Annotated in this window: 27 protein-coding genes and 2 pseudogenes; 20 read left to right on the top strand and 9 right to left on the bottom strand. The window is 60.6% G+C overall.

What is annotated here, in order from left to right:
• The first annotated feature begins 57 nt into the window (after positions 1-57).
• From OYT13_RS11480 to OYT13_RS11395, 18 genes are all read left to right on the top strand, one after another.
• Entirely contained in the window at positions 58-261 is a 204-nt protein-coding gene (locus OYT13_RS11480; RefSeq protein WP_268567771.1) for a hypothetical protein, read from the top strand.
• 1 nt (position 262) lies between these two features.
• On the top strand, positions 263-2,041 hold the full coding sequence (locus OYT13_RS11475; protein WP_268567770.1) for a replication endonuclease: 1,779 nt from the start codon (positions 263-265) through the stop codon (positions 2,039-2,041).
• 9 nt (positions 2,042-2,050) lie between these two features.
• Positions 2,051-2,239 (top strand): hypothetical protein, encoded by a 189-nt coding sequence (locus tag OYT13_RS11470; protein WP_268567769.1) that lies wholly within the window; start codon positions 2,051-2,053, stop codon positions 2,237-2,239.
• Positions 2,232-2,654: a hypothetical protein gene (locus tag OYT13_RS11465; protein ID WP_268567768.1), complete on the top strand. Its 423-nt coding sequence runs from the start codon at positions 2,232-2,234 to the stop codon at positions 2,652-2,654. Before OYT13_RS11470 ends, OYT13_RS11465 begins: the two co-directional genes overlap by 8 nt.
• A gap of 262 nt (positions 2,655-2,916) precedes the next feature.
• On the top strand, positions 2,917-3,405 hold the full coding sequence (locus OYT13_RS11460) for a hypothetical protein (protein ID WP_268567767.1): 489 nt from the start codon (positions 2,917-2,919) through the stop codon (positions 3,403-3,405).
• Positions 3,406-3,503: 98 nt separating this feature from the next.
• The gene (locus OYT13_RS11455) at positions 3,504-4,061 is read left to right on the top strand and encodes a hypothetical protein (protein ID WP_268567766.1); all 558 of its coding nucleotides are present in this window, start codon (positions 3,504-3,506) and stop codon (positions 4,059-4,061) included.
• A 227-nt stretch (positions 4,062-4,288) separates the two neighbouring features.
• Positions 4,289-4,417: a hypothetical protein gene (locus OYT13_RS11450; protein ID WP_268567765.1), complete on the top strand. Its 129-nt coding sequence runs from the start codon at positions 4,289-4,291 to the stop codon at positions 4,415-4,417.
• Positions 4,418-4,427: 10 nt separating this feature from the next.
• Positions 4,428-5,249, top strand: a complete 822-nt coding sequence (locus OYT13_RS11445; protein WP_268567764.1) for a major capsid protein P2 — start codon at positions 4,428-4,430, stop codon at positions 5,247-5,249.
• 15 nt (positions 5,250-5,264) lie between these two features.
• Complete coding sequence (locus tag OYT13_RS11440; RefSeq protein ID WP_268567763.1) at positions 5,265-5,594, top strand: hypothetical protein; 330 nt, start codon at positions 5,265-5,267, stop codon at positions 5,592-5,594.
• 14 nt (positions 5,595-5,608) lie between these two features.
• Positions 5,609-5,911, top strand: coding sequence for a hypothetical protein (locus OYT13_RS11435; RefSeq protein ID WP_268567762.1), 303 nt, complete (start codon positions 5,609-5,611; stop codon positions 5,909-5,911).
• Positions 5,893-6,309, top strand: coding sequence for a hypothetical protein (locus tag OYT13_RS11430; RefSeq protein WP_268567761.1), 417 nt, complete (start codon positions 5,893-5,895; stop codon positions 6,307-6,309). Before OYT13_RS11435 ends, OYT13_RS11430 begins: the two co-directional genes overlap by 19 nt.
• Positions 6,306-6,773, top strand: coding sequence for a hypothetical protein (locus OYT13_RS11425; RefSeq protein ID WP_268567760.1), 468 nt, complete (start codon positions 6,306-6,308; stop codon positions 6,771-6,773). Before OYT13_RS11430 ends, OYT13_RS11425 begins: the two co-directional genes overlap by 4 nt.
• Positions 6,773-7,555, top strand: coding sequence for a hypothetical protein (locus OYT13_RS11420; protein WP_268567759.1), 783 nt, complete (start codon positions 6,773-6,775; stop codon positions 7,553-7,555). Before OYT13_RS11425 ends, OYT13_RS11420 begins: the two co-directional genes overlap by 1 nt.
• Positions 7,555-8,178 carry a glycoside hydrolase family 24 protein gene (locus tag OYT13_RS11415; RefSeq protein ID WP_327198125.1) on the top strand — a complete coding sequence of 208 codons (624 nt, stop codon included), beginning with the start codon at positions 7,555-7,557 and terminating at the stop codon, positions 8,176-8,178. The genes OYT13_RS11420 and OYT13_RS11415 overlap by 1 nt, the downstream gene beginning before the upstream one ends.
• Complete coding sequence (locus tag OYT13_RS11410; protein ID WP_268567758.1) at positions 8,171-8,644, top strand: hypothetical protein; 474 nt, start codon at positions 8,171-8,173, stop codon at positions 8,642-8,644. Before OYT13_RS11415 ends, OYT13_RS11410 begins: the two co-directional genes overlap by 8 nt.
• 1 nt (position 8,645) lies before the next feature.
• Complete coding sequence (locus OYT13_RS11405; RefSeq protein WP_268567757.1) at positions 8,646-9,023, top strand: hypothetical protein; 378 nt, start codon at positions 8,646-8,648, stop codon at positions 9,021-9,023.
• A 28-nt stretch (positions 9,024-9,051) separates the two neighbouring features.
• Positions 9,052-9,219, top strand: coding sequence for a hypothetical protein (locus OYT13_RS11400; protein WP_268567756.1), 168 nt, complete (start codon positions 9,052-9,054; stop codon positions 9,217-9,219).
• Between the two features lie 5 nt (positions 9,220-9,224).
• Positions 9,225-9,356, top strand: a complete 132-nt coding sequence (locus OYT13_RS11395; protein WP_268567755.1) for a hypothetical protein — start codon at positions 9,225-9,227, stop codon at positions 9,354-9,356.
• Between the two features lie 103 nt (positions 9,357-9,459).
• On the opposite strand, the gene OYT13_RS11390 is transcribed toward OYT13_RS11395, so the two are convergent.
• From OYT13_RS11390 to OYT13_RS11385, 3 genes and pseudogenes are all read right to left on the bottom strand, one after another.
• Positions 9,460-9,789 carry a hypothetical protein gene (locus OYT13_RS11390; RefSeq protein ID WP_268567754.1) on the bottom strand — a complete coding sequence of 110 codons (330 nt, stop codon included), beginning with the start codon at positions 9,787-9,789 and terminating at the stop codon, positions 9,460-9,462.
• Positions 9,790-10,129: 340 nt separating this feature from the next.
• Positions 10,130-10,771, bottom strand: a complete 642-nt coding sequence (locus OYT13_RS25265; protein WP_442796474.1) for an HAD family hydrolase — start codon at positions 10,769-10,771, stop codon at positions 10,130-10,132.
• A gap of 197 nt (positions 10,772-10,968) precedes the next feature.
• Positions 10,969-11,933: pseudogene (locus tag OYT13_RS11385) on the bottom strand (IS3 family transposase); the annotation flags it as partial.
• 52 nt (positions 11,934-11,985) lie between these two features.
• Here OYT13_RS11385 and OYT13_RS11380 point away from each other — a divergent pair.
• Both OYT13_RS11380 and OYT13_RS11375 read left to right on the top strand, forming a co-directional pair.
• Positions 11,986-12,300 carry a DUF1153 domain-containing protein gene (locus tag OYT13_RS11380; RefSeq protein ID WP_268567753.1) on the top strand — a complete coding sequence of 105 codons (315 nt, stop codon included), beginning with the start codon at positions 11,986-11,988 and terminating at the stop codon, positions 12,298-12,300.
• Positions 12,297-13,118 carry an IS3 family transposase gene (locus OYT13_RS11375; RefSeq protein WP_268567752.1) on the top strand — a complete coding sequence of 274 codons (822 nt, stop codon included), beginning with the start codon at positions 12,297-12,299 and terminating at the stop codon, positions 13,116-13,118. The genes OYT13_RS11380 and OYT13_RS11375 overlap by 4 nt, the downstream gene beginning before the upstream one ends.
• A 26-nt stretch (positions 13,119-13,144) precedes the next feature.
• Here OYT13_RS11375 and OYT13_RS11370 read toward each other — a convergent pair.
• The 6 genes and pseudogenes from OYT13_RS11370 to OYT13_RS11345 form a co-directional block, all read right to left on the bottom strand.
• Positions 13,145-13,288 (bottom strand): annotated as a pseudogene (locus tag OYT13_RS11370) (transposase); the annotation flags it as partial.
• A gap of 83 nt (positions 13,289-13,371) precedes the next feature.
• Positions 13,372-16,071, bottom strand: coding sequence for a hypothetical protein (locus OYT13_RS11365; RefSeq protein ID WP_268567751.1), 2,700 nt, complete (start codon positions 16,069-16,071; stop codon positions 13,372-13,374).
• Entirely contained in the window at positions 16,068-17,084 is a 1,017-nt protein-coding gene (locus tag OYT13_RS11360; RefSeq protein WP_268567750.1) for an ATP-binding protein, read from the bottom strand. The genes OYT13_RS11365 and OYT13_RS11360 overlap by 4 nt, the downstream gene beginning before the upstream one ends.
• 154 nt (positions 17,085-17,238) lie before the next feature.
• Positions 17,239-18,345 (bottom strand): IS5 family transposase, encoded by a 1,107-nt coding sequence (locus OYT13_RS11355; RefSeq protein ID WP_268567749.1) that lies wholly within the window; start codon positions 18,343-18,345, stop codon positions 17,239-17,241.
• A gap of 89 nt (positions 18,346-18,434) precedes the next feature.
• Positions 18,435-20,366: a hypothetical protein gene (locus tag OYT13_RS11350; RefSeq protein WP_268567748.1), complete on the bottom strand. Its 1,932-nt coding sequence runs from the start codon at positions 20,364-20,366 to the stop codon at positions 18,435-18,437.
• A complete protein-coding gene (locus tag OYT13_RS11345; RefSeq protein ID WP_268567747.1) occupies positions 20,363-21,010 on the bottom strand; it encodes a hypothetical protein in 648 nt (215 codons plus the stop codon). Before OYT13_RS11345 ends, OYT13_RS11350 begins: the two co-directional genes overlap by 4 nt.
• Positions 21,011-21,231 lie beyond the last annotated feature (221 nt).

Genomic DNA, 21,231 nt, shown 5'->3' with positions numbered 1-21,231 from the left:
AATTCGTCGTAGTGGTCAAACGCAGTGTCACGACCCGCCGCATCGGGGGAGAGTGACATGGCCTACACCGAGGAAGTCGATTTCGTACCCGGTAGCGAGCGAGGCGCGGCGCACCTGTCGCACTGTCCGGCGCAGTTACCCGACCTTTCAGGCGAGCGCACGATGGCGCTTGCCGATGCCGCGCTCGCTGGCATCTACAAACTGCTCAAGGGCCGCAGGGCCCGCAACGCGGCGCAAGCCCGCACGCGGTCGTTCGCCTGATATGTGGGTCTACGCACGCGACGCGGCGGAAGTGCTGGCGGCCTCTCCTGTGATGGGAGCGGCCGCGAAGCGCTTGCCGGCCAAGTGGCTCAAGCGCGCGGCCGATACGGCGCACAAGGCGGGGCGCGCGAGCGCTGCGAAGGCGAGCGCCTCGCACCTGTGGGATACATCGGCCGCTGAGACGGCCGTGCGCGCCTTTCTTGACGAGCACGCCCCCGAATCCCTGCCGGTGCGACCGGACGCCACCGACGCCGAAATCTGCGCGGTCGCGCGGCGTATCGCCATCGACGTGCAATTGCGCACACATGGCCTGTCGTCGGCCGACGCCCTCGTCGTCTGCCAGCACGAATGCAGCACGCGCGGCGTGACGATGCCCGCCTTCGATAAGCCGGCCGATCAAGTGGCGCGCGTGCGCTGCGAGCGCTGGTGGAGGCGTCGCCTTCGCACGCTCCACATTCGCGCGCTTGAGCACTCCAACATTCGCCTGGGCTATGTCCACTACGGCGCGGAACCCTACGCCAGCAACGAGGCGGTACGCCGTCGCATCGCGCAGAACCGGCGCAACGCGGCCACGCTCGCGGCGGTGGTGTTGGAGAACGAGAACGGCCAGCAATTCACGCTCGAACAACTCGCGGCCGTGGGCATGGCGAACAAGGTGCTTCGGCGCGGCGAATTGATGACGCGCCTTCGCGGCTGCGAGGACTTGGCAGACGCGGCCGGCATGGGCGGCGTGATGTTCACACTGACGTGCCCGTCACGCTTTCACGCGGCCAAGCACGTCGGCGGCGCGAAGTTCCGCGCGAACCCGAAATATGACGAAAGCCTGTCGCCGCGCGAGGCGCAGCGCTACTTGCGCGAAGTCTGGAAGCTGATCCGCTCGAAGCTGGCCCGCATGGGAATTACCTATTTCGGAATGCGCGTCGCGGAGCCGCACCACGACGGGTGCCCGCACTGGCACGGCCTGATTTTCACGAGTCGCGTGAGCGACGTGTGCGGCGTGATGCGCGCGCACGCGCTCAAGGACGCCCCCGACGAGCCAGGCGCGCAAGAGCGCCGCGTGCGCTTCGAGGTGATCGACAAGGCGCGCGGATCGGCCGTCGGCTACATCGCCAAGTACATCGCCAAGAACATCGACGGCGCGCACGTCGGAACGCACAAGACCGATGAGGGTTTCGCCGTCGTGGCCGATCTGCTGGGCGACGAGGAAATCGTGCCGTCACAGCGCGTCGAGACGTGGGCGGCGCAGTGGGGCATTCGTCAGTTTCAGCAGTTCGGCGGGGCACCGGTCGGCGTGTGGCGTGAGCTGAGACGCGTCAAGGCGGAAGACCTGCCGACCGAACAGGAAGCACCGGCCATCGTCGCCGCGTGGCACGCCGTGCAAAAGAGCGATGAGCATCGCGCCGATTGGGCGGAGTACTGCCGCGCGATGGGCGGCGTCGCAGGCGAGGGCAGGGCGATCCGCATTCGCTACACGCAGGAAATGCGAGAGGGCCGATATGGCCTGTCGCTGGTGAATGTGCCGCGCGGCGTCGAAGCGGCGGGTGAGTGGCGCGTGCAGGACGGTATCTGTGATTACGTCAAGGCGGGGCAGGTGTTTGTTCCGGCCACGCGCTATGAATGGCGGGTGGTTTCGCGCAGCGGCGAAGCCGCGAGCACTCGGACTCGTGTCAATAACTGTACGCGGGGCCAAGAAGGAACGGCGCCCGCCTTTCCGCATGGTGAAATCGGGAGGGAGGGGTTTTCACCATCCGAAAAGGCGCCCGAATGGATGCCGACATAGCGGGGAAAAATGGACTACATCACGCAACAAAAGCTCGACAAGGTGCACGCCGAAGCAAAGGCGCTGCCCCTGATCGTCCGGAGCCAGGGCGGCGCGTTCTTTGCCGCCCTGCTCGACATGATCGACCATCTGGCCCGACGGGACGGCCAGGCGGTCACTACAAATCGTCCCGATCAACGAGGAAATGACCATGTTTGACGCACTGAAGAATCTGATGGGCCGTATCGAGGAATTGGCGCCGCACCTGCGCGACACGGGCGAAAACCTGTTCGCGGAAATCAAGAACGACCTGTCCATGCACATCGTTGCGGCCATGAACGCGGCCGCAACGCAGGGCGCGACGCCCGCCATCGCGCAGGCGTCGGCCGCTGGCGACGACGTGGCGACCGAAGTCGCGCACGCCGTGTCGGATGCCGTGCATCTGCTGGTGGCGCCGGTGCTCGATGAGTTGCGGGCGGTGGTGGCGCGCGTCGAGGCGGGCGAGGCCGTGATCGCATCGCAGGCGGCACCGGCACCGGCGGCGGCATCCGCCGTGATCGTTGAACCGGTGTCGAGCGCCACGACCGAAGCGCCGCAACCGGCGACGACGGACGCGGCCGTGGCCGGGGTCTGACCATGACGGCGGCGGCGGGGGCCAAAGCCTGCCTCTGCCCGATCTGCGGCAGTGATCGGGCGCGGTGGTCGGTGATGAAAACGGGCCGCGTGTCGATCACGCACGGCGAGTGCGGGGTGCAGATTTTCGCGCGGGGAGACGAGGCGGACGAACTGATGCGAGACAAATTCATCGGCGCCGAACGTAACGTATGTACGGGTGTAACAGGGGAAACAGCCGTACATACGTTACCGGAGCAAACGGGCGGGGAGGGCTTCGGCGTATGGGGGAAGTGACAGAGGTCGACTACTGGGAACGGCTGGCGCATGCCAACGAAGCCATGTGGGAGGCGGAACGCGACGCGCCGATGCCGGGGGAAAAGCCACCGCCCGACGAGGCCGAGCAACTGGCAGACCTGCTGAAATTCGCTCGGGACGCGGCGGCGCCGATGTGGCCGTATCTGCCCGACGTGTATACGGACGAGGCAATCGGCGCAATCGCCAGTACGGGGTCAGCGCTGATGAAAAAGTATGGCGTCACGCTGGGCGGATTGGGGGCGCGCTTTGGCGAGGAAATCGCGTTCGTGATGGTGCTCGGGCCGCTGGCGCTGGCGCACTGGCTTGCGCACCGGGCATGGAAAGCGAAATGTGACGCCGAACGAACGATTGAGGCGGGCGAGCACGGCGCGAGCGTCACGGAGTACAGGGAAGCACCGGCCGCGCCTCAGGCGGCGCCGGTCGAGGATCACGGCGGAAGATTGAGGGCGGCATGACGGAAGAAACCAAGAAAGACGGAAGCCAGAACACCGCGAAGGTTATCGCGGTGATGGGGGCCACGGGGTCGGGAAAATCGGCATGGATCAAACAGCAATTGCGCGCGGGCAACCCGCAACGGCTGATGATATGGGATCCAAACGGCGAATGGGGCGCGTTCGGGCGCGTGCTTACCGATCAGCGTGAGGTCGTGGCGGCGGTCAAGGCCGGGAAGGACGCGGGCGGGTTCCGTATCGTCTATCAACCGGGCAAGCACATAAGCCAATGGGCGGCAAAATTCGATTGGTTTTGCGGCTATGCGTTCGACATTGGCGACCTGTGCGTCGTGGTCGATGAACTGGGCGACGTGACCGAGCCGAGCCGCGCGCCGGATGGCTGGTCGATGCTATCGCGCAAGGGGCGGCACAAGGCGCTCACGCTGTTCGGCGCGGCGCAGCGACCGGCGAACATCGATAAGGATTTCATCGGCAACAGCACCATGATTCACTGCTGCCGCCTGTCCTACGATGAGGACAGAAAGAAAATGGCGCGAGAATTGAACGTTTCGTATGACGAGGTGAACAGCCTGAAGGCCGACGAGGACGCGGGCGTTTTCGAGTTTTTGGAGAGAAACCAGAAATCCGGCGAAGTGAGGCGCGGAAAACTGACGTTTTAACCCCCGTACGTAACGTAACGGAGCGGCCTTTCGGGGCCGATTTTTTTTGTCTAGCTTTCGCCTTGCATTCCTACATTTCACACGTCGAGCGAGGCTAGACATGCATCTCAAGGAAATTCTCAAAACGGTGGCGATCACGGCCGTGGCCATGATTGCGATCAACAAGGCGAAGAAGTACGTCCCGGCCAGCGTCCAGGCGCTGCTCAGTTAAGCGGAGAAGATACGACATGAGCGACATCAAGTCGGCAGTCAAGACTACGGCCATGGTGCTCGTGGTCATCTTCATCGCGCGGCAACTGCCCGTGACCAATCAACTCGTCGCGCTGTCGCTGTACGGCGGCGCCACCACGAACTGAGGCCCAAGACATGGCGATCATTCAACAAATGCCCCCGTTCAACAACGTCAACGCGAACGGCGTGGCGACGGTGCGCATCCCGAAGTACAACAACGCCTTGACGCGCATGGTGCTCGACCTGGGTGGCACAGCCTTCACCAAGGCCATGATTACCGACATCAAGGTCAAGATCGGCGTGCGCACGGTGTACAACGTGACGGGAGCCTATCTCGACACGATCAACAAGTACAAGGGCATCTACGACGCAGCGAACCAGCTCACCATCGACTTCACGGAGCGCGACGCGCCGTCGATCAGTGGCAAGGAGCTTGGCGGCTACGATATGTCGGTGCTGCCGGATTCGATTTCGGTCGAGGTCACCATCACGGGCGCCACGGCCCCGACGCTCACGGGATTCATGTTCCTCACGGCCCCCCAGGGGCAAGTTGGGGCGCTGATTCACAAGCTGCTCTACTACCCGACGTCGACCACGGTCGCGGGCAAGTTCCCGATCAACATCAACCCACAGGGTGCGCTCATCAAGCGCATGCACATCTTCTATGCGGGCGCCTCGTGGGCGGGCAACGGCGACGGCAACGTGAACCGCGTCGAGGTCAAGAAAAACGGCATCGTGGTCAAGGACATGACAGACCACATTCGCCGCTTCGTGCAAAACGAATATCGCAAGGTGCCCCAGGCGGGCCACTTCGCGGTGGACTTCATCGTCGACAACAACCAGAGTGCGATGTTGATTACCAAGGACGCAAAGTCCCTGGAATTCAACTCGTACCTGACGGCCGGCGATACGCTCAACTGCTACGTCGAAATGCTCGACCTGCCGTATAACGCCTAACGGCAGGGAGGCGGCATGAGTTACGTTCTCGACTCCAACGGCAATCAGGTATGGGTGGATGACACGACCAACACCCAGCCCGCGAGCTACTACAGCGACCCGGTGACACAGCAGGGCACCGACCTTGTAGGTCAGCGCGTCGGTGACGTGCTGACCTACGGTCTGATGCGCGCCATCGACGTGGCGAGCATCAACGCCCTGCAACCGAGCAACACCATGGTACTCACGCAACCGCAATCGGTGCTGTTGGGTACCAACGGGCCGGTCGCGGCGTCGTCTAGCCGTGGCCTGCTGGTGCTGCTCGCGGTCGGCGCCTTGTTCCTGATGGCCGAGCACAAGGCATAGGGGGCGATATGGCGATGAGTCCAATGATGGGCATGGGAGCGGCCGGGGCGGCGATGTACAGCAACCCCTACACGGCCGGGATCATGGGCGCGTCGCAGGTGTTGGGCCAAGCCCTGCAACCGGCAGGGCCGACCGTCTCGGGATCGAGCCAGACTGTCAACTCGTGGATGGATTCGAGCGGATGGACGGTAGCAACGGGCGGCAGTGACGCCAGGGCGCTACCGACCGTCACGAGCGCGGCGCAATCGATCCTGACAAACCCCGTGGTGCTCGTGGGTCTGGTGTTTCTGGTGGCGGCATGGAAAAAGCACGCGTAATCGAGTGTCGCGCGGAAGACATCACGCCCGAGGTATTGGACGAGGTGTCGGCGATATTTTCGGGCAGAACGCGCGACAAGACAACGACGAGCGACGGCGTGACGGCAGAGTCAGACGTGGTGCGCGGCGGGTGCTTCTTTCGCGTGCATGAGGACGGCGAGCCGGTCGCATGGTACGTGCTGGGCTTCACGCAAGAGGCGGGCGGCGTCATCGCCACGGTGAGACTCGCACACGGGCGCGCGGGCTTCGATCTGGTGTCGCATGTGCTGCCGCTGATCGAGCGGCAGTGTGAGGGGTGCGCCTCGCTGCGCATCGAGACGCGGCGACCGGGCTTGATTCGCAAACTGTCACGTGCGGGCTATCGCGCCACTTCGGTGACGATGAGGAAAAAACTATGAGTGAATCGAGTTCTCAAAGTAACCCGAGCACGACAACGAACAACATTGACCGGCGCACGGTCAACGATCACGGCCTGAGCATTTCCGGCGACGGAAATGCCGTGTCTGCGAGCATCACGGACGCAGGCTCGATCGCCAAAGCGTTCGACTTCGCCACGTCGGCCAACTCGACGGCGCACGCCGACATGACGAGTGCGGTGGGCCTCGCAAGCGACGCGATCAACACCAACGCCGATCTGCTCAAAACGAATTCGTCGGCCTTGTTGCAAGGATTCGGCGGCCTGCTCGACTTGGCGCGCAGCACGGTGCAAACCGCGCAGACGGCCAACGCCACCGCCACGCAAGCCGTGGCCGGGGCGTATTCGACGGCACAAGAAATCAGCAACGGCCAAAAGTTCCTGGTGGCGGGCGGCCTCGTCATCGCGGGCATTGTGGCGGTCAAGAGCATGGGGGCAAAACTGTAATGCAGACCTACGACATTAATCTCGCGGCGCCAGGCGCGAACGGCTCGATGCAGATTATCGAGGCCGAGGCCAAGATCATCGATTTCCTCGTCTGCTCCGATCCAAACGGATCGATCAAGGTCATCCCGGACATGCAGCAGGGCGGGGCGGCGATCCAGTTGGGGCAAGGACTGGAAGTCGCCAACACGGTAAAGCGCTGGCTCATCGTCAACACGAGCGCGGGCGCCATCACGGGCACGGTGCTGCTCTCCGACAAGGGCTTTCGCAACTCGCGCATGTTCGGCAGTGTCACGGTGCTGGGCACGGTGGGCGTGTCGGGCAACGTGAGCGTAATCGACAACTCGCGCAGCCTCACGCAAAGCGGAATCGAGTTCGTGGCGAACGTCGGTGTACAGGCGGCAGCGGGCCAATATGGGCTGATGGGGGTTTTCAATCCGGCGGGTAGCGGCATCAACGCCTATATCTCGGGGATCAGTTCGGTGGGGCCTGCGGCGGCAACGTTCACGGGGTTCTTCCGCAACAACACGGCGGGCCTGACGGCCTACGGCACGCCGAACGTGCAAAACAAGCTCGCGGGCGGCGCGGCGGGCAAATGCACGATGTGGATCGCGTCACTGGCTGCGGCACCGCCCGATACGGCGCTGCTGACGATGGCAGTCAGCCAGCGATACCCGGAAACGCAACCGATCGTTTTGCCGCCCGGATGGGGGTTCTTCACCTGGTGCTCGCAAGCGGGGCAGGCAACCGTTTTCAATGGCGAGATTCAGGAAAGTGTGAGCTGATGAACCGGGCCACGTTCGCGGCGGGCGTCGTGCTGATGATGGGCGCTTACTGGTGGGTGCGCGAGCAACAGCGCATCAACGAACCGGGCGCCGTCGAGCCGGATGCCATCGACGTGGCACAGAACTATTTTTTGGACGCGGCCAACATCATGGACGCCGCGCCAACGGACAACGGGGGCGACATGGCACAAACCAACCGCGCGGCCTTTCTGGCGATGATTCGCTATAGCGAGGGCGCGACCTATAACACGCTGTTCGGCGGCGGCACGTTCGACTCGTATGCCGACCATCCGCGCCAGTACATCACGCTCACGGTCGGCGGCAAACCGCTCACGTCGAGCGCGGCCGGTGCGTATCAGTTCTTGGCGCGCACCTGGGACGCGCTGGCGTCCAAGCTCGGACTGTCGGACTTCTCGCCCGCCAATCAGGACGCGGCGGCTATCGAGTTGATCCGCGAGGCGGGCGCGCTTGCCAACGTGGATGCGGGGCAATTTAGCGTGGCGGTGCAGAAGTGCCGACACATCTGGGCGAGCCTGCCGGGGGCGGGCTACGGCCAGCCGGAGCGCACGCTGGCGAGCCTGCAATCGGTCTATGAGAACGCGGGCGGGGTGGTCTATGGCTAAGGCAATGGGCGGCGGTGGTGGCGGCGGCGATCTGCTGATGCTCGCGGCCGTGGGGCTGGTGGCACTGTTGATGACCAAGCGCGCCACGGCGGCGCCGACAACGGGCACCGCGACGCGACCGGCGGCGGTGCAATCGAGCAACCCGGCGGCGGCGATGTGGAATGGCACGACCTCCGTACTCCGAAGCATTCTCGGTACGGGTTCGCCGGACGTGACGGCCACAGGAAATTACGGCAACGGATCGACGGGCGGATTCAGTTTCAACACCATCCAGGCGGTGGATAACGCCACGGCGGCGGTCGACGGGCAAATCAGCGCGGACACGGCGGCAGGAGCGGGCTGGGTGGCGCCCTACAACTGGGGCCAGTGGAGCGTAATGCCGAACTCGCAATTCACGCTGCCCGACCAACTGAACCCGAGCCAAGACCTGTTGTCGGGCTTCGACAACCCCGCGAATTACGGCTGATATGGCGCTCTCCGACGATCTCAAATTTAAGCTGATCGTAGCCGGGGTGGCGGTGGCGGCGGTGCTGTACGTCGGCAAGAAGGCGGCGACGGCTGGGAGTGCGCTGGCGAGCACGGCCTTTAACGCGGCGGTCGATACCACACGCGCGGCGGGACAGACGGTGCTAGGGCCGGTGTATTCGGCGGATGACTGGGTAACGCAACACTTACCGGCGGCGATTGCCACGCCGGACGCGCTGGCAAACACGATTGATCAGTTTGTGTTCAACGTGGCCCCGCAGGCGATTGCCAACGGGGCGAACAGTTACGGGGCGGCAGGCGGGCAAACGGTCACTGATCTGGCGCCCAATTTGAACGTGTCCCCGTACTGGGGGCTGTGATGTTTCACTCAACAACGGGGGAATGACCATGTACTTTTTGCAACGACTTCGGGAGCCGTCCACCTGGGCGGGACTGGCCGCGCTGGCGGCGATGTTCGGTGTGCCGACCGGCACGGCGCAGGCGGTAGCGCAAGCGGGCGTCGCGCTCGCGGGCGCAGCGGCCGTGCTGCTGCCGGAACAGAAACCGGGCCAGTGATGGACATGGCGCAATGGCTGCCTGTGGCGGCAAGTCTGGTCAACCTGATTGGGCTGCCGATCGGTATTTTGGGGTACGTGGTGCGCATCGAGAAACGCCTGGTGCGCATCGAGACGAAACTTAGCATTGGAGACTGACATGGCAACGCGCAAACACAAACCGCACCGCACGCCCAAGCGAGACAGCAAGGGCCGATTCAAGAAGCGCAAGTGAAAAAAGGCCGGGAAACCGGCCTTTTTGCTATGCCTCGGCCAGGAATAGGCCAAGTTGGATGATGGGCGTGAACAGGTCATCGTTGGCGGCGTGCTGCGCGGCCATGATGATGAAACCGACGGCGGGCCGCATGGTGCGGGTGACGCCCATTTGGCGCATGCGATCGGCGTGCTCGAACGCCTTGAGGCGCAGGATTTCGGGCACCCACCACGGCAGGCGTTCGCGGTAATTGAGCCAGTTGGATAGCGTGCGCGTGGTTCGCTTCAGGTAGCGGGCGGTGCCCGTAATGCCGCCAAAGTGGAGCATCCAGTGCCGGAGCGACTCCGGATTCCCGTAGCGCAGGTTCGGATAGTTCATTGTTGTTTTTGGGGATAAAAAAACCCGGATTTTCGCCCGGGAGTTTGAATCTCTTGGGTAGCGTTTTACTCGCATAATGTACATTATGTTAAATTACGAAAATTAGCGAACACAAAGTGGGCTAGCGAAACCCGTTTGTGGACAGCAATAATCAAGAGTCAGCGGACACAATTTAGGTTAACAAACCCCATTTTTTGGACGCAAATGTGCAACTTCACCCGATTTGCAGATTCGTAGCAATTTTCTGTCGCGGAAATGGAGACTCGCAGAATCGTAGCGAAATTGTGTCCTGCGCGGCTTGAGAAGACTCCGGTGGAATCCTGGATACTCTGGCGCTACCCTACAGCGTACCTGTGATGTTAATGATTGGCAGTAGCAGATCTAACGAGCTCATGCTATCGATCCCGAGGTGCCTTGCGCCCGATCGGTCAAGGAGAACCGATCGCATACCCACAGAGTTCGCACCCACGTAATCACCGGCGCGGGAATCACCGACCATTACAGTGTGCCTGACATCGACCGCAAGTTCTTCGCATGCCAGTTCAAACATTCGGGAATCTGGTTTGAGCAGCCCCGATTCAAATGACCAGATGCAGGCCGTTGGTCTGATAGGCAAACAGTCGAGCGCCGGTTTGGCGTATGGGCTAGCCAGATTTGATAGAAGTCCGATCTTAATACCCCCTGCCCTAAGGCATCGCAGTGTTGTGTCGGCGTCGGGAAAAAGACTGATGCTTGCCAATTCGATCTGTAACTCTCTCTTGACCTGCCCTAGCGTTTTAGCACTTGCGCCGACGTACGTGGCCATATCCTCAATTGTCATGCGTCGAGTCATTGCCATTTCGATCGCCATGCGAGGATCTCGAGACAGTTTCGCTAACTTTAAGAACGGGCGCTTCCTTTCGCCGACGTTGCAAACCGTTCCGTAAACATCGAGGAGTACGGCGTCAATTCTTGTGGAACGCTTTGGGATAGATTGGATCATCGTCGTTTGAAGGGGGCTTGGGTGACTCACAATCTCCGTCTCCGATCTTCACGCGTACGCTGTATTCTAAATTCATTGTGTGCGGCCCTCACCCCTGCCGTGGCATTTGCGAACCGTCCTTCCCACTTGTTCGAATCACCTTTGATCCGCTTGGGTTTTCTGTGCCAAATCCAGAGCGAGTTTTTCGGCGTATCGGGTCAAGTCGACCCGGGTAAAAACACCAATTGTCGGGCGAATTCGGCCGGCGCCAGCTCTTGGAGAGCTGAGTGAGGCCGACTCTCGTTGTAGTCCCCGCGCCATGCCTCGATAGTCGCTTTCGCTTCGTCCAGCGTCTCGAACCAATGCAAGTTCAAACACTCATCACGGAATGATCCGTTAAACGTCTCAATGTGGCAATTGTCCGTGGGCTTTCCTGGGCGACTGAAATCGATTTTCGACTTGTGGTGATATGCCCACATGTCGAGCAATCGCCCGGAAAACTCACTGCCGTTGTCTACGAAAATATGCCGAGGAGCGCCGCGTCTGGCCGCGATACTATTGAGCGCCGACACCACATGCTCTCCCCTCAACCGTTGACCAACTTCGATGGCCAGGGCTTCTTTCGTGAATACATCGACAACTGTCAGCGTGCGAAACTTCGAGCCATCTGCGAGTTGATCGGCGACGAAATCCATACTCCAGGCATCATTCGGTTTGCTCGGCACGATTTTCTGCACGCGCGTGACGACCATCTTGCGGCGCTTGGGCAGTTTCGATCGTAATTGCAATTGCTCTTCGCGATACAGCCGGTATGCTTGATCCCTGCCCAACTGCCAGCCTTCACGCCGTAGCAGTACATGCACGCGCCGATAGCCATAGCGCACCCGCGTATAGGCAATTTCGCGCATGCGGGCACGAAGCTCGGCCCGAGGATCTTTCACGCTTTGGTAGTACTGCGTGCTGCGAGGTTGCTTCACCAAACGACAGGCCCGCCTCATCGTCAATCCATAGTGGCTTATCACGTAATCCACCACGTCTTTCCTCAGCGCGGGCCGGGCCACTTTTTTGAAGCAACGTCCTGCAGAATGGCCTTGTCCAGGCTTAGCTCGGCCACTAGCTTCTTGAGCCGTACGTTCTCGTCTTGCAACTGTTTGAGCTCACGTACCTGATCTGACTGCATACCTGTAATGACCCACTGAAAACCTGCTCAGGTGTTAACCTTCGAGGACAAACACATGAGCATGAAGATGGAAGACGAGATCAAGCGGTGGACGGCCAAGCGTAAGAGCGCATTGGTGCTCGACATTATTCAAGGCAAAACGACGATATCTGAGGCGAGCCGTTCGTTTGACCTCACACCCTCGGAAGTCGAATCGTGGGTCGAAGACGGCAAGCGGGGCATGGAAAATGCGCTGCGAGCAAACCCGCTGGACGTTCGGGAGCAATACGAGCGGCAACTCAAAGACCTGCAAGAGGCATACGGCGAGGCGATGCTGGAGCTGCGCGCCAGAAAAAAATTGCAGTCCCTGCTGGGCGAGGACGAGAAGTGATCGAGACGATCCGCCAGGGACTTCAAGCCGACGGCATCACCGTCTCGATTGCCAAGCTGTGCCGATGGTTCGGTGTGCCGCGCCGCACTGCGTATTATCGATCCGTGAAAGCACCCGCCAAAGTACAACCGCGCTTTGCCGAACCAATCAAGGCACTGATCGAGGAGTCACCGTCATTTGGTTATCGGACGGTGGCTTACCTGCTCGGGTTCAACAAGAACACCGTGCAGCGGGTCTTTCAATTGAAAGGCTGGCAGGTCAAGAAGCGCCCAATCGGCTTCCGGCCCCGCATACAGGCGCTGCCTTCGGTGGCGACAGCGCCGAACGAACGGTGGTCCACAGACCTTTGCCGCATTTGGGCCGGCAGAGATGGCTGGGCGACGTTGGCGCTGGTAATCGACTGCCACACGCGGGAGTTGCTCGGCTGGCACCTGTCACGCAGCGGCCGTGCAACGACGGCTGGCAGTGCGCTGGAACAAGCGCTGATTGCTCGCTTCGGTACGTTGGGCCGAGTGCCAGCGCCATTCCTGTTACGCAGCGACAACGGATTGGTCTTTACCAGTCGCAGTTACACCGCGCTGGCGCGCAGCTACGGCCTGCGCCAGGAATTCATCACCCCGCATTGTCCACAGCAGAACGGCATGGTCGAGCGCGTCATCCGGACGCTCAAGGAGCAATGTGCACACCGCCATCGCTTCGAGACGCTGCAACACGCCAGCCGTGTCATCGGCGACTGGATTCAGTTCTACAACCATCGACGGCCGCACCAGGCACTGAAGATGATGACCCCGGCCGAGGCTTTTGCTTTAGCCGCCTGACCTGAGCAGGTTCTGCTGGGTCATTACATACCGGCGTATTGCTTCTTCCAGCGATAAAACGTCTGCTCCGAAATACCGACGTGACGGATGAGATCGGCCACCGGCATACCCAACTCGGCCTGCTTCAGTACCGCCACAATCTGCTCGACTGAAAAGCGCTTGCGTTTCATAGCAAACTCCTCCTTCTTCCAAGGGTAAAGTTTGCCGAAAAACTAACGTCCCAGGTGGTCCAGATTTCTCATTGCAGATCACCTTAAGGCTTGCGCCACAGGTGTGCAATTCTGGATAAGTCCTCGAGCAGTGTTTGACGTGAAAGTTTGTTCCGAGGCCCCAAATATGCAAGTGTCGACGGTGGAATACTGTAGGGCTTGCCAAAGAGCCTCCAGTTGTCTCCCCCGGCATCTTCTACCTGTTGCAAAAACGTGTTCGCCAATCGTCGAGCCCCTCCATTCAACAGTAGTTCTGCTGTGTGAGCGTCCGATGCCATGGTGGCCAATGACGCTGCATCGCGAAACGCGTGCCGCGCAATCTGTTGAATTCCGGCGAGCCCCATTCCAAGGAGGGGTTCTGAGGCGCGTTCAGAGGTCGTGTTTCCAATCGTCCACAAATCGTCCGATGCAGTTTGAATTCCCGTCAGTTCAATCCAGTGGTTTAGCAACTCGCCTAGTGGCGGCACCACATACACGATTTGACACCCAGGCTTTCGACGTTGAACTTTGATGACGGTTTCGTGCGGCTGAATGGAAAGGTCTGCGCCCAACAGGGCCTGAGCTTCAGGCAAGCTGAGCGTACCGTAATAGCACAGTGAAATCAGAAGCTGGCGCCGCAACCCTTCCGCCGTGCCGTCATTCTCAATCGCACGCCAGAGATAGGTCATTGCCGAACCGCTTATAGGCTCGCAGCGAATTCTCATAATACTGCTCGCATTCATCGGATTGGTGTCGGCTAACCGTCCGATTCGATACTGACGAATCTCGTGGCGGTTTGTCGCGTAGCTAATGTTGCCTAACCAATCATAAAGCAGGCGAATTGCGATCATTGTCGAGCGAATACTTGCCGGCGCGAGGGGGCCGCGAAATGGTGCCCATTCTTTGCCGGAGCCGTTGCCTATAATCCACAAGGAGCGTGGAGTAGGGTTCAGCAGAAAGGCCTCGAATGCGTCGAAATCACTGCTGTCAAGGGAACTCATTGCTTTGCCACGTTGCACGTAGGCCCAATTCACAATTTTTTCGAGCGCGCGCCGGTAACTCGTCGCCGCTGCAGGCTGATCCCGAAAGGTATCTAGCCACTTATTGATCGCTTGCAGATCGGTTTGCAGCGGTATCGACGGACCTTCCGGTGCGCGAAACGCACCGTCACGACCGTCGAGTTCCGGACCTGGATTAAGATCCGTTAGGTGTTGCGGGCGATCCAACTTGGCTGCGGCCACGGAATTACGGTCGCTCTCACTGGCTTGTCGCAAAGTGGTCTCGCAGCTCGCATTTTCATACCGCCTGGACAAACGCGCAGCCACGCTTGGAATAGCGACGAGAATCTGTGATGCGTGATGAATCCACGCGTCATAGTCCTCCCCTGCGCAAACAAAGATCCATACCTGTGCCGTCGCAGTGCTGGGGGTTGCCGATTGATAGGCATAGCTCAAGTGACATGGCCACGGCGGATTCGACGAGTTGAGTTTTGGACGAAACTCATTAACCAGTTCCATCCAGCGAGGGTTGCGGGGACCTGGCGAATCCAGTGTTTCGATCTGGCTTTGCCAATGCACGCACACGGCGTAGTCAGCCAGAAAGCTCATTGCACAGTATGCGACCCAGGTTTCCATTGTCGCGATAACGTCGACCGGCCATGAAGCCATTCGACTGCGCAACGACGTCAGGGGCTTGTGCGCGCGTATGTCGCGTGCTTCTTCGAATCGCTGCCGCCAGAGAATATAGGCGCTGAGCTCAGGCGGATCATCAGGAGGCGAGACGAGCATTGCGCCATCTTCATGTTCTTCGAGCCATTGCGTGACGTAGCTCCGATTTGATGCATCGCCACCGAGCCCGAGGGAGTTCCACAGCCACCGGCGAAAGGCACGATACAACGACACCATCTGTTGTTCGCGGACGTGGACCTGACTGAAGGTCAAGGGGCCAGAAGACCGCAAACTGCCGACGACGGCGATTTGTCTTGAGGGCGCTAGAAGCGATACGGGCGTCCGTGACGCGCGTAGGTGATTGAGCGCGTGAAACACCGATATCCTTCGCTCTCGCTCAACGTCCGAGAATGAACAAGACCAATTGGATTGATTTGGCCACGTGAGGTTTAGCGCGGAGAGCTCCGTTAGCCAGCGTGTCAACGACGCATATTCCGTTTCTGCAACAATAATGTCGGATAATGCGTTTCCCGTTGATGTTGGGCCCCAAGCGGCGCCGTACCAATTGCCGCATGAGGGGCAACGGAACGGTGCATCAAAAGTGGCATGCGTCAGCGCATATCGTGGCGTGCGAGCACCACACTGAGGACAAGTCGAGCGCAGCGTATCCCCATGGATCGGGCATTTTTCCAGCGCTTCAATTTGACAGGCCGCATGATGAAACCCGAGGCTTAGGCAGGTTGGGCAGAATCTGAGTGCGTCGTCACTGGCGAGTCCGCTCGCCCAGCGGCCGGGTTCCCGCTGAAGCACCCCGTCGCGAATTTGCTGGATCAAGGCACCTTCAGACTTTCGTTGCGTCATCCACTCGCCCCATAGCAGGTCCCGTGGATGGCGCCGGGAGTAGTCGTTGGGGGCAAGCGGTCTAGCAAATACGCTGGCGCACAGTTCCGCGGCGCCCATAGCATTCGCAATCGCAAGCTTCCCCAAACACGCATAAGCGCTCTCACCTACGACGAACCAGGCTGACGCCCAGACTAACCCGTCACGAAGCGCGCTGTGTGCGGCCTCGCCGCCCAGTGAGGTCATCAAGCGATTCATAAGCCCGTCGGATCTTGCGAGAGCGTTGCCTCGAAGCCGCTGCGTTGCACCGCCTGGATCCACGCATCTCGTGATGCCCTGAAATCTCTGCCATCCTCGTCCATGTGGGTGCACAGGAAGTCACGAATGGCCCCTCCGACCCATTTCATGCCGATTTCCGCGTCGTGACCCGTGCGGTGGTTGCCGAAGGTCTCGAAAGCATCCCAGCATGCCCGTGCTTCATTCTGGATACGCCAGCCTGCATCGTAGGCGCGCGGTAGGAAAAATGAGGAGATGCACACCCCGCTGCGCGCCGGAAATTCAACGATGTCTGGGTCGTCATAGCACTGCAGCGTTGCAAGAAGGTCCTGTTCCGAACGGACGCCATGAAACGCGTAGGGCGAAAGCAGAAACCTGCCAATTAAGTCGGTTCGTTTTGCGGTGCGTAGCTCGGTCCGCAGCGTGTTGAGCTGGTGGTGACCGAACAGCACCACAACGAGGGAGATGCCCTGGCGCGTCAAGTCGTTGGACAAATCACGCATGTGAGTGAAATCCGCCGTTTTCCAGTTCTGGGCTTCGTCGACAAACAGCAGAATCCGGTCGCTAGCGCTCGTCTGTGCGGCGGCGAGCATCAGCGAAAACACACGGATGCGGCGTGCGATTGCGGTCCCCGTGTTCGCGCTACCATGGCCCAGATCCAGCAGGAGATCGGTGTACAGGGCACGCTCGGTGGGATGGTCGTGCTCTTTCGCGTTCACGCGCAACCGTGGAACATTGGCGAAATGCTGAGTGACGGTGGTATCGATCAGGTTGATGGCAAATGTTTTGCCAAACCGCGATTCGGCAATGAAGCAGACCCCCGACTCATAGTGAATCAAGGCGTCTTCCACAATATCGAATGCCTCCTTGATCGCGGGCGTCGGAGCGATCACTTGATCTTTGATCAGTGGATGTGCATGCAGCTTTTCGTCGCGAAGTTGTAGCAGCTCAGGCAGCGCTATTGCCTGGGTGTGCGGTGATTTGGGCGTTTCCATGGTCCCCTCCTCTAGCAGGCTGTTGAAGTATCCCCCTCGTGGCGCGACGGTAGCTTTCCAAACAGCTGCCCCGCCGATTTTTGGGGTGTCGATTTGATGCTGGATTTCCTTAATTCGGGCCGATTCGATGTCATTTCCTCGCCGACTTTCGCCTCTATGCCGCTTTCGCCGCGAGTGTTCGCATGCGCGTGAGGTTGTAGGCCGCCTGCGTCAGGAGAAACAACTGCTCGACTCGCTCGCGCCCGCGACACATGACCTGCCGAATCCGGCCAATCGTCTTGCCCCAGCCGAACACTTGCTCGATACATTTGCGCTTGCGCTGACTGACGGTGTAGCCCGCCCAACGTGTCGTGCGCCCGTCAATGGCAGAGCCGCCAGCACGCGCGTCGTTTTGCGCGACATGCGGCGTCACGCGATTGGCGCGACACGTCGCGACAAACCCGGCCGTGTCGTAATTCTTGTCGGCCCCCACAGTAATCGGCACCTCGGCAAGCCGCGCCGCATCAGCAAGCATGTCGGCCGCCGCGTCCCGTTCGGCCGTACCGGTGGCCTGCGTCACCTGCGCGTTGACCACCAGGCCATGCCGGTTGTCCGTGAGAACGTGCCCCATGTAGCAAAGCATCGCGCCGGTGTTGCGACTCTTGCGGAACAGCTTCGCCTGACTGTCGCTGCTCGATTCATGCGTCTCGTTGCTGCGCTTCTCGCCGTGCCAATCCTCGCGCTGGCGAGCACCGCCCTGGTGCGGCGTATCGTCGTCGGACTTGTTCTTGCGCACGAAGCTTTTATGGCCCGCCCACGCCTGAATCAGTGTGCCGTCGACGCTGAAGTGCTCGCCCGAGAGATGACCGCGTGCATGCGCCGTCTCGACCGTCTCGTTAAACAAGCCCACGATGACATCGTGCACGAGCAGTCGGTCGCGGTTCTTGCTGAACGTCGAGTGGTCCCACACCGCATCGTCCATCGCCAAGCCGACAAACCAACGAAACAGCATGTTGTAAGAGATTTGCTCCATCAGCATGCGCTCGCTGCGAATCGAATACAGCACTTGCAGCAACAACGCGCGAATCAGCTTCTCGGGCGCGATGCTTGGCCTGCCGCCTTTCGCGTCGCTCTCGTACATGCGCGCGAACACGCCATCCATGCGCTTGAGAGCGTCGTTCAACCAGAGGCGAATCGGTCGCAGCGGGTGATTGGCCGGCACGAAGTCATCGAGCTTCGCCATCGTGAACATCGTCTCGGTGTAGCCGTCCGCTCCGCGCATCGCTTCGCTCTCAGTGTTGTTCGATCCCTTGTTTCAACGTTTACCCCTCCCGCTCGGATGACGTCTGCGGGAGGTATTTCAACAGCCTGCTAGTGCCCTTTCCATACGACCGGTTTGAGCCGATGGGTCAGCGGGCGAATGTGTGGCACTCGCGCAGGTCGCTTTGGCGCTGCTGTCGCGTCGATGGTGACACCGCTCTCTCGTGTCAGATTGGCAAGTTTGGTCGCGTCCCGAGATATCTTGGTGGGACGCTTGCGTGATTGTTTTTTGATACGTGTGGCTAGCGCTCGTGCAACTTCCTGAATAGGATCGTCGTCGGGCGCATAGCAGTACCCGTTGGCCTGGATCTTCCTTCGCATCTCCAGCGTGTGGGCATGCCGCGCCCACCCGGCGTTCAGTATCGTCAATTCGCCAAGCGCAAAGCCATTGCTTAGATACGCGTCGCAATTTCGGGCATCGCGCGGCACATGTACCACAATCCGCTTGCGGATGAGATGCCACGCGCTTTGCAGGTGGGCGTTGCTGTATCGTGCGCCACCAAATTCGACATAGGGTCGCCGGCCCAGCCGTATCGAGCCACGTACGACGGGCGTGACGATTTCTACACCCAGTGCGGGTGAATTCCACGATGGTGCGGGCAAGGCGGGCAGCAAGGGGCCATCGAATTTGCGTTGAGCGAAGGCACGAAGTACATCTAGCGGTGATTGCCCTCCGAGCGCCCGATGAGGAGTGGCGTTGTAATTGGCACACAATACGTCCGCGAGATAGAGCAATTGCTGGTAAGTGATCCCCAGTCGGCTCGCGGTACGCGCCGGATCACGTGCACGGGGGTCGCCCGGATGCGATCCGGTGGTTGACGGCAGGCGTTGGAAGCCTCGAGTTTCCAACGTTTTGAACCAGCGCTCAAGCAACGCGTTGTGCCCCCAATCGGCCAGTCCCCCATACGCGATGATGCAGCCGAGCCGACGACGCAGATGCTCTGCGATAACGTGGCTGTAGTGTTGCATCGCATTGTCGAGTTTAAGCACACAGGGGCTGCATTGGGCCAATTCAGGGATAAGGCCGGAGGGAAATCCTGCTCCTTGAGCATACTTGACGCCCAATATCGACGCCTCCATCGGCTGCCACGGGGTGTTTGCCGCAACGAAAGCCGCTTCTACCGTTTGGGCGGACGGCTGCGTGGCAATGCCGACAGCGTAGCCCAAGATGCACCTCGAGTAGCTGTCCAAATAGGCGATAAGCCATAGGCGCTCGATGGGCACGAACTGGGGCCCCACCGGGCCGGTAAGCTCCAGCGTGCCGATGCAATCAATCTTGTGCGCATCACACTGTCCGATGTCAAAGGGCGCCATCGCACAAATCGGTGAGCGACGGGCGGTACCAAAGCGCAGTTTGTAAGCGGCATTCTCGCCAAAGCGGGTGTCGACTGCGCCGTGCGGCGAGCGCTGGACAAGCTCAGCGATGTAGCGTGCCACGGATCTGCGCCCTTGGTCTTTCGTGTTCAACGGGTAACTCCGCTGGTCGATGCCCGCATCTAAACACCAGCCGCAGAGCCGCGCCCACGCTGTTTTTGCCGATACCCTGGCTTCGGCGACCTCCCCAGTAATGTGTCGGCCGAGAATGACCGCGTCGAGTTTGTCTCGAATTTCCGGGTGCTCCGAGAGAAACTGCGTGAATGCGCCCGCGTGTCCGTGCTTGTCGGCGGCACCCGGGAGTGATTTGTTTCGGTGATAGCCGCATGTGCGTACGCCGCGAAGCAACCCCGCCCAGCCGTACAGACGCCCGTCGTCGGCGAGCGTCACGCACCGATTGAGTTGCCGAATCAACACACTGCGCGACACCTGAGCGATCTGGGCGGCGCGTGTGAGGTGACCGGTTTCCACATAGGACGCGATGCCGGCAGACAAGCGCTCGAAGCGCTCGCGCACAGGATCAGTGAGCTGGCTTGAGTCCACGCGTCGCCAGTCCTCGGTGTTGCGCCACTCCCATGGGAGGGTCCGGGCGGTCAGTGGCCTGCTCACGACGGCACTCCCGCGCGCACAAGTTCGGTGTGCAGCGAAAGCGGCTCGTTGCCCAATGCGAGCACGAGGCATCCGCTTTGAACAAGTCGAAATGCCGCGGCGATATAGGCGTCACCCCTGCCAACTTGATCCAGCCGTGCGACATCCTTTAGCGAGGTGGCCTGCCCTGCGTCGAGCAGTGCCCCTACGGCCATGGATTCATGCGCCAAGGGTATGCCGCGATACAGCGCAAGCCAGTGAATGATGCGCAACCAGTGGTGAATACGTACACTATCGGCATGTAAGTCGTGCTCACTCAGGCGACAGTGCACGGCCTCACATGCTTGGGCAAGTCGCACGCGCGCTTGCTCCTTTGCCAGGTCGGCAGTTTCTCCCAGGCAACGCCACTCCCACGTCCCGTCGTGTCGGCGCACTTCCGCGGACCAGCTGATTAATGGGCTGCCCGTGTCAGCCGATACCTGGCGCGGCGCTGGCGCATAGTTCACTGACACGATGTCCGGTGTCGACTCCGCCAATACAAAGTGGGCCAATTCCAGTTGTCCACTTAGTGCCCAGTCGCGATCCGATTTTGGACTGTAGACGTAGCAGAGGTTGGCTTTACGATGCCCGCGCTTGTCGTACGCGTCGGCCAGTGCCGCGCGCATGCGAGTCCCCGGGCGTGCGTTGGCTGCGGGATGTGAGGTAGTGCTGGACATGGCAAGCCTCCCACGCTCAGTGGCGAGACGCACGCCTCATGAAGGTCGTACCGCAGCGCTCCCAAGTGACGGAAGCAGGATGCACCAATCTTGCCTTGACATGGCCGCCTATGCGACCTATGTTCAAAGCGAGTGCCCCACCGGTCAGGGGGTGTGCTAGCGGTAATCAA

Source organism: Pandoraea sp. XJJ-1, from assembly GCF_026802345.1.
Lineage (GTDB): Bacteria > Pseudomonadota > Gammaproteobacteria > Burkholderiales > Burkholderiaceae > Pandoraea > Pandoraea cepalis.
The sequence above is the reverse complement of the archived record's forward strand: the minus strand, read 5'-3'. Positions and strand labels throughout refer to the sequence as shown.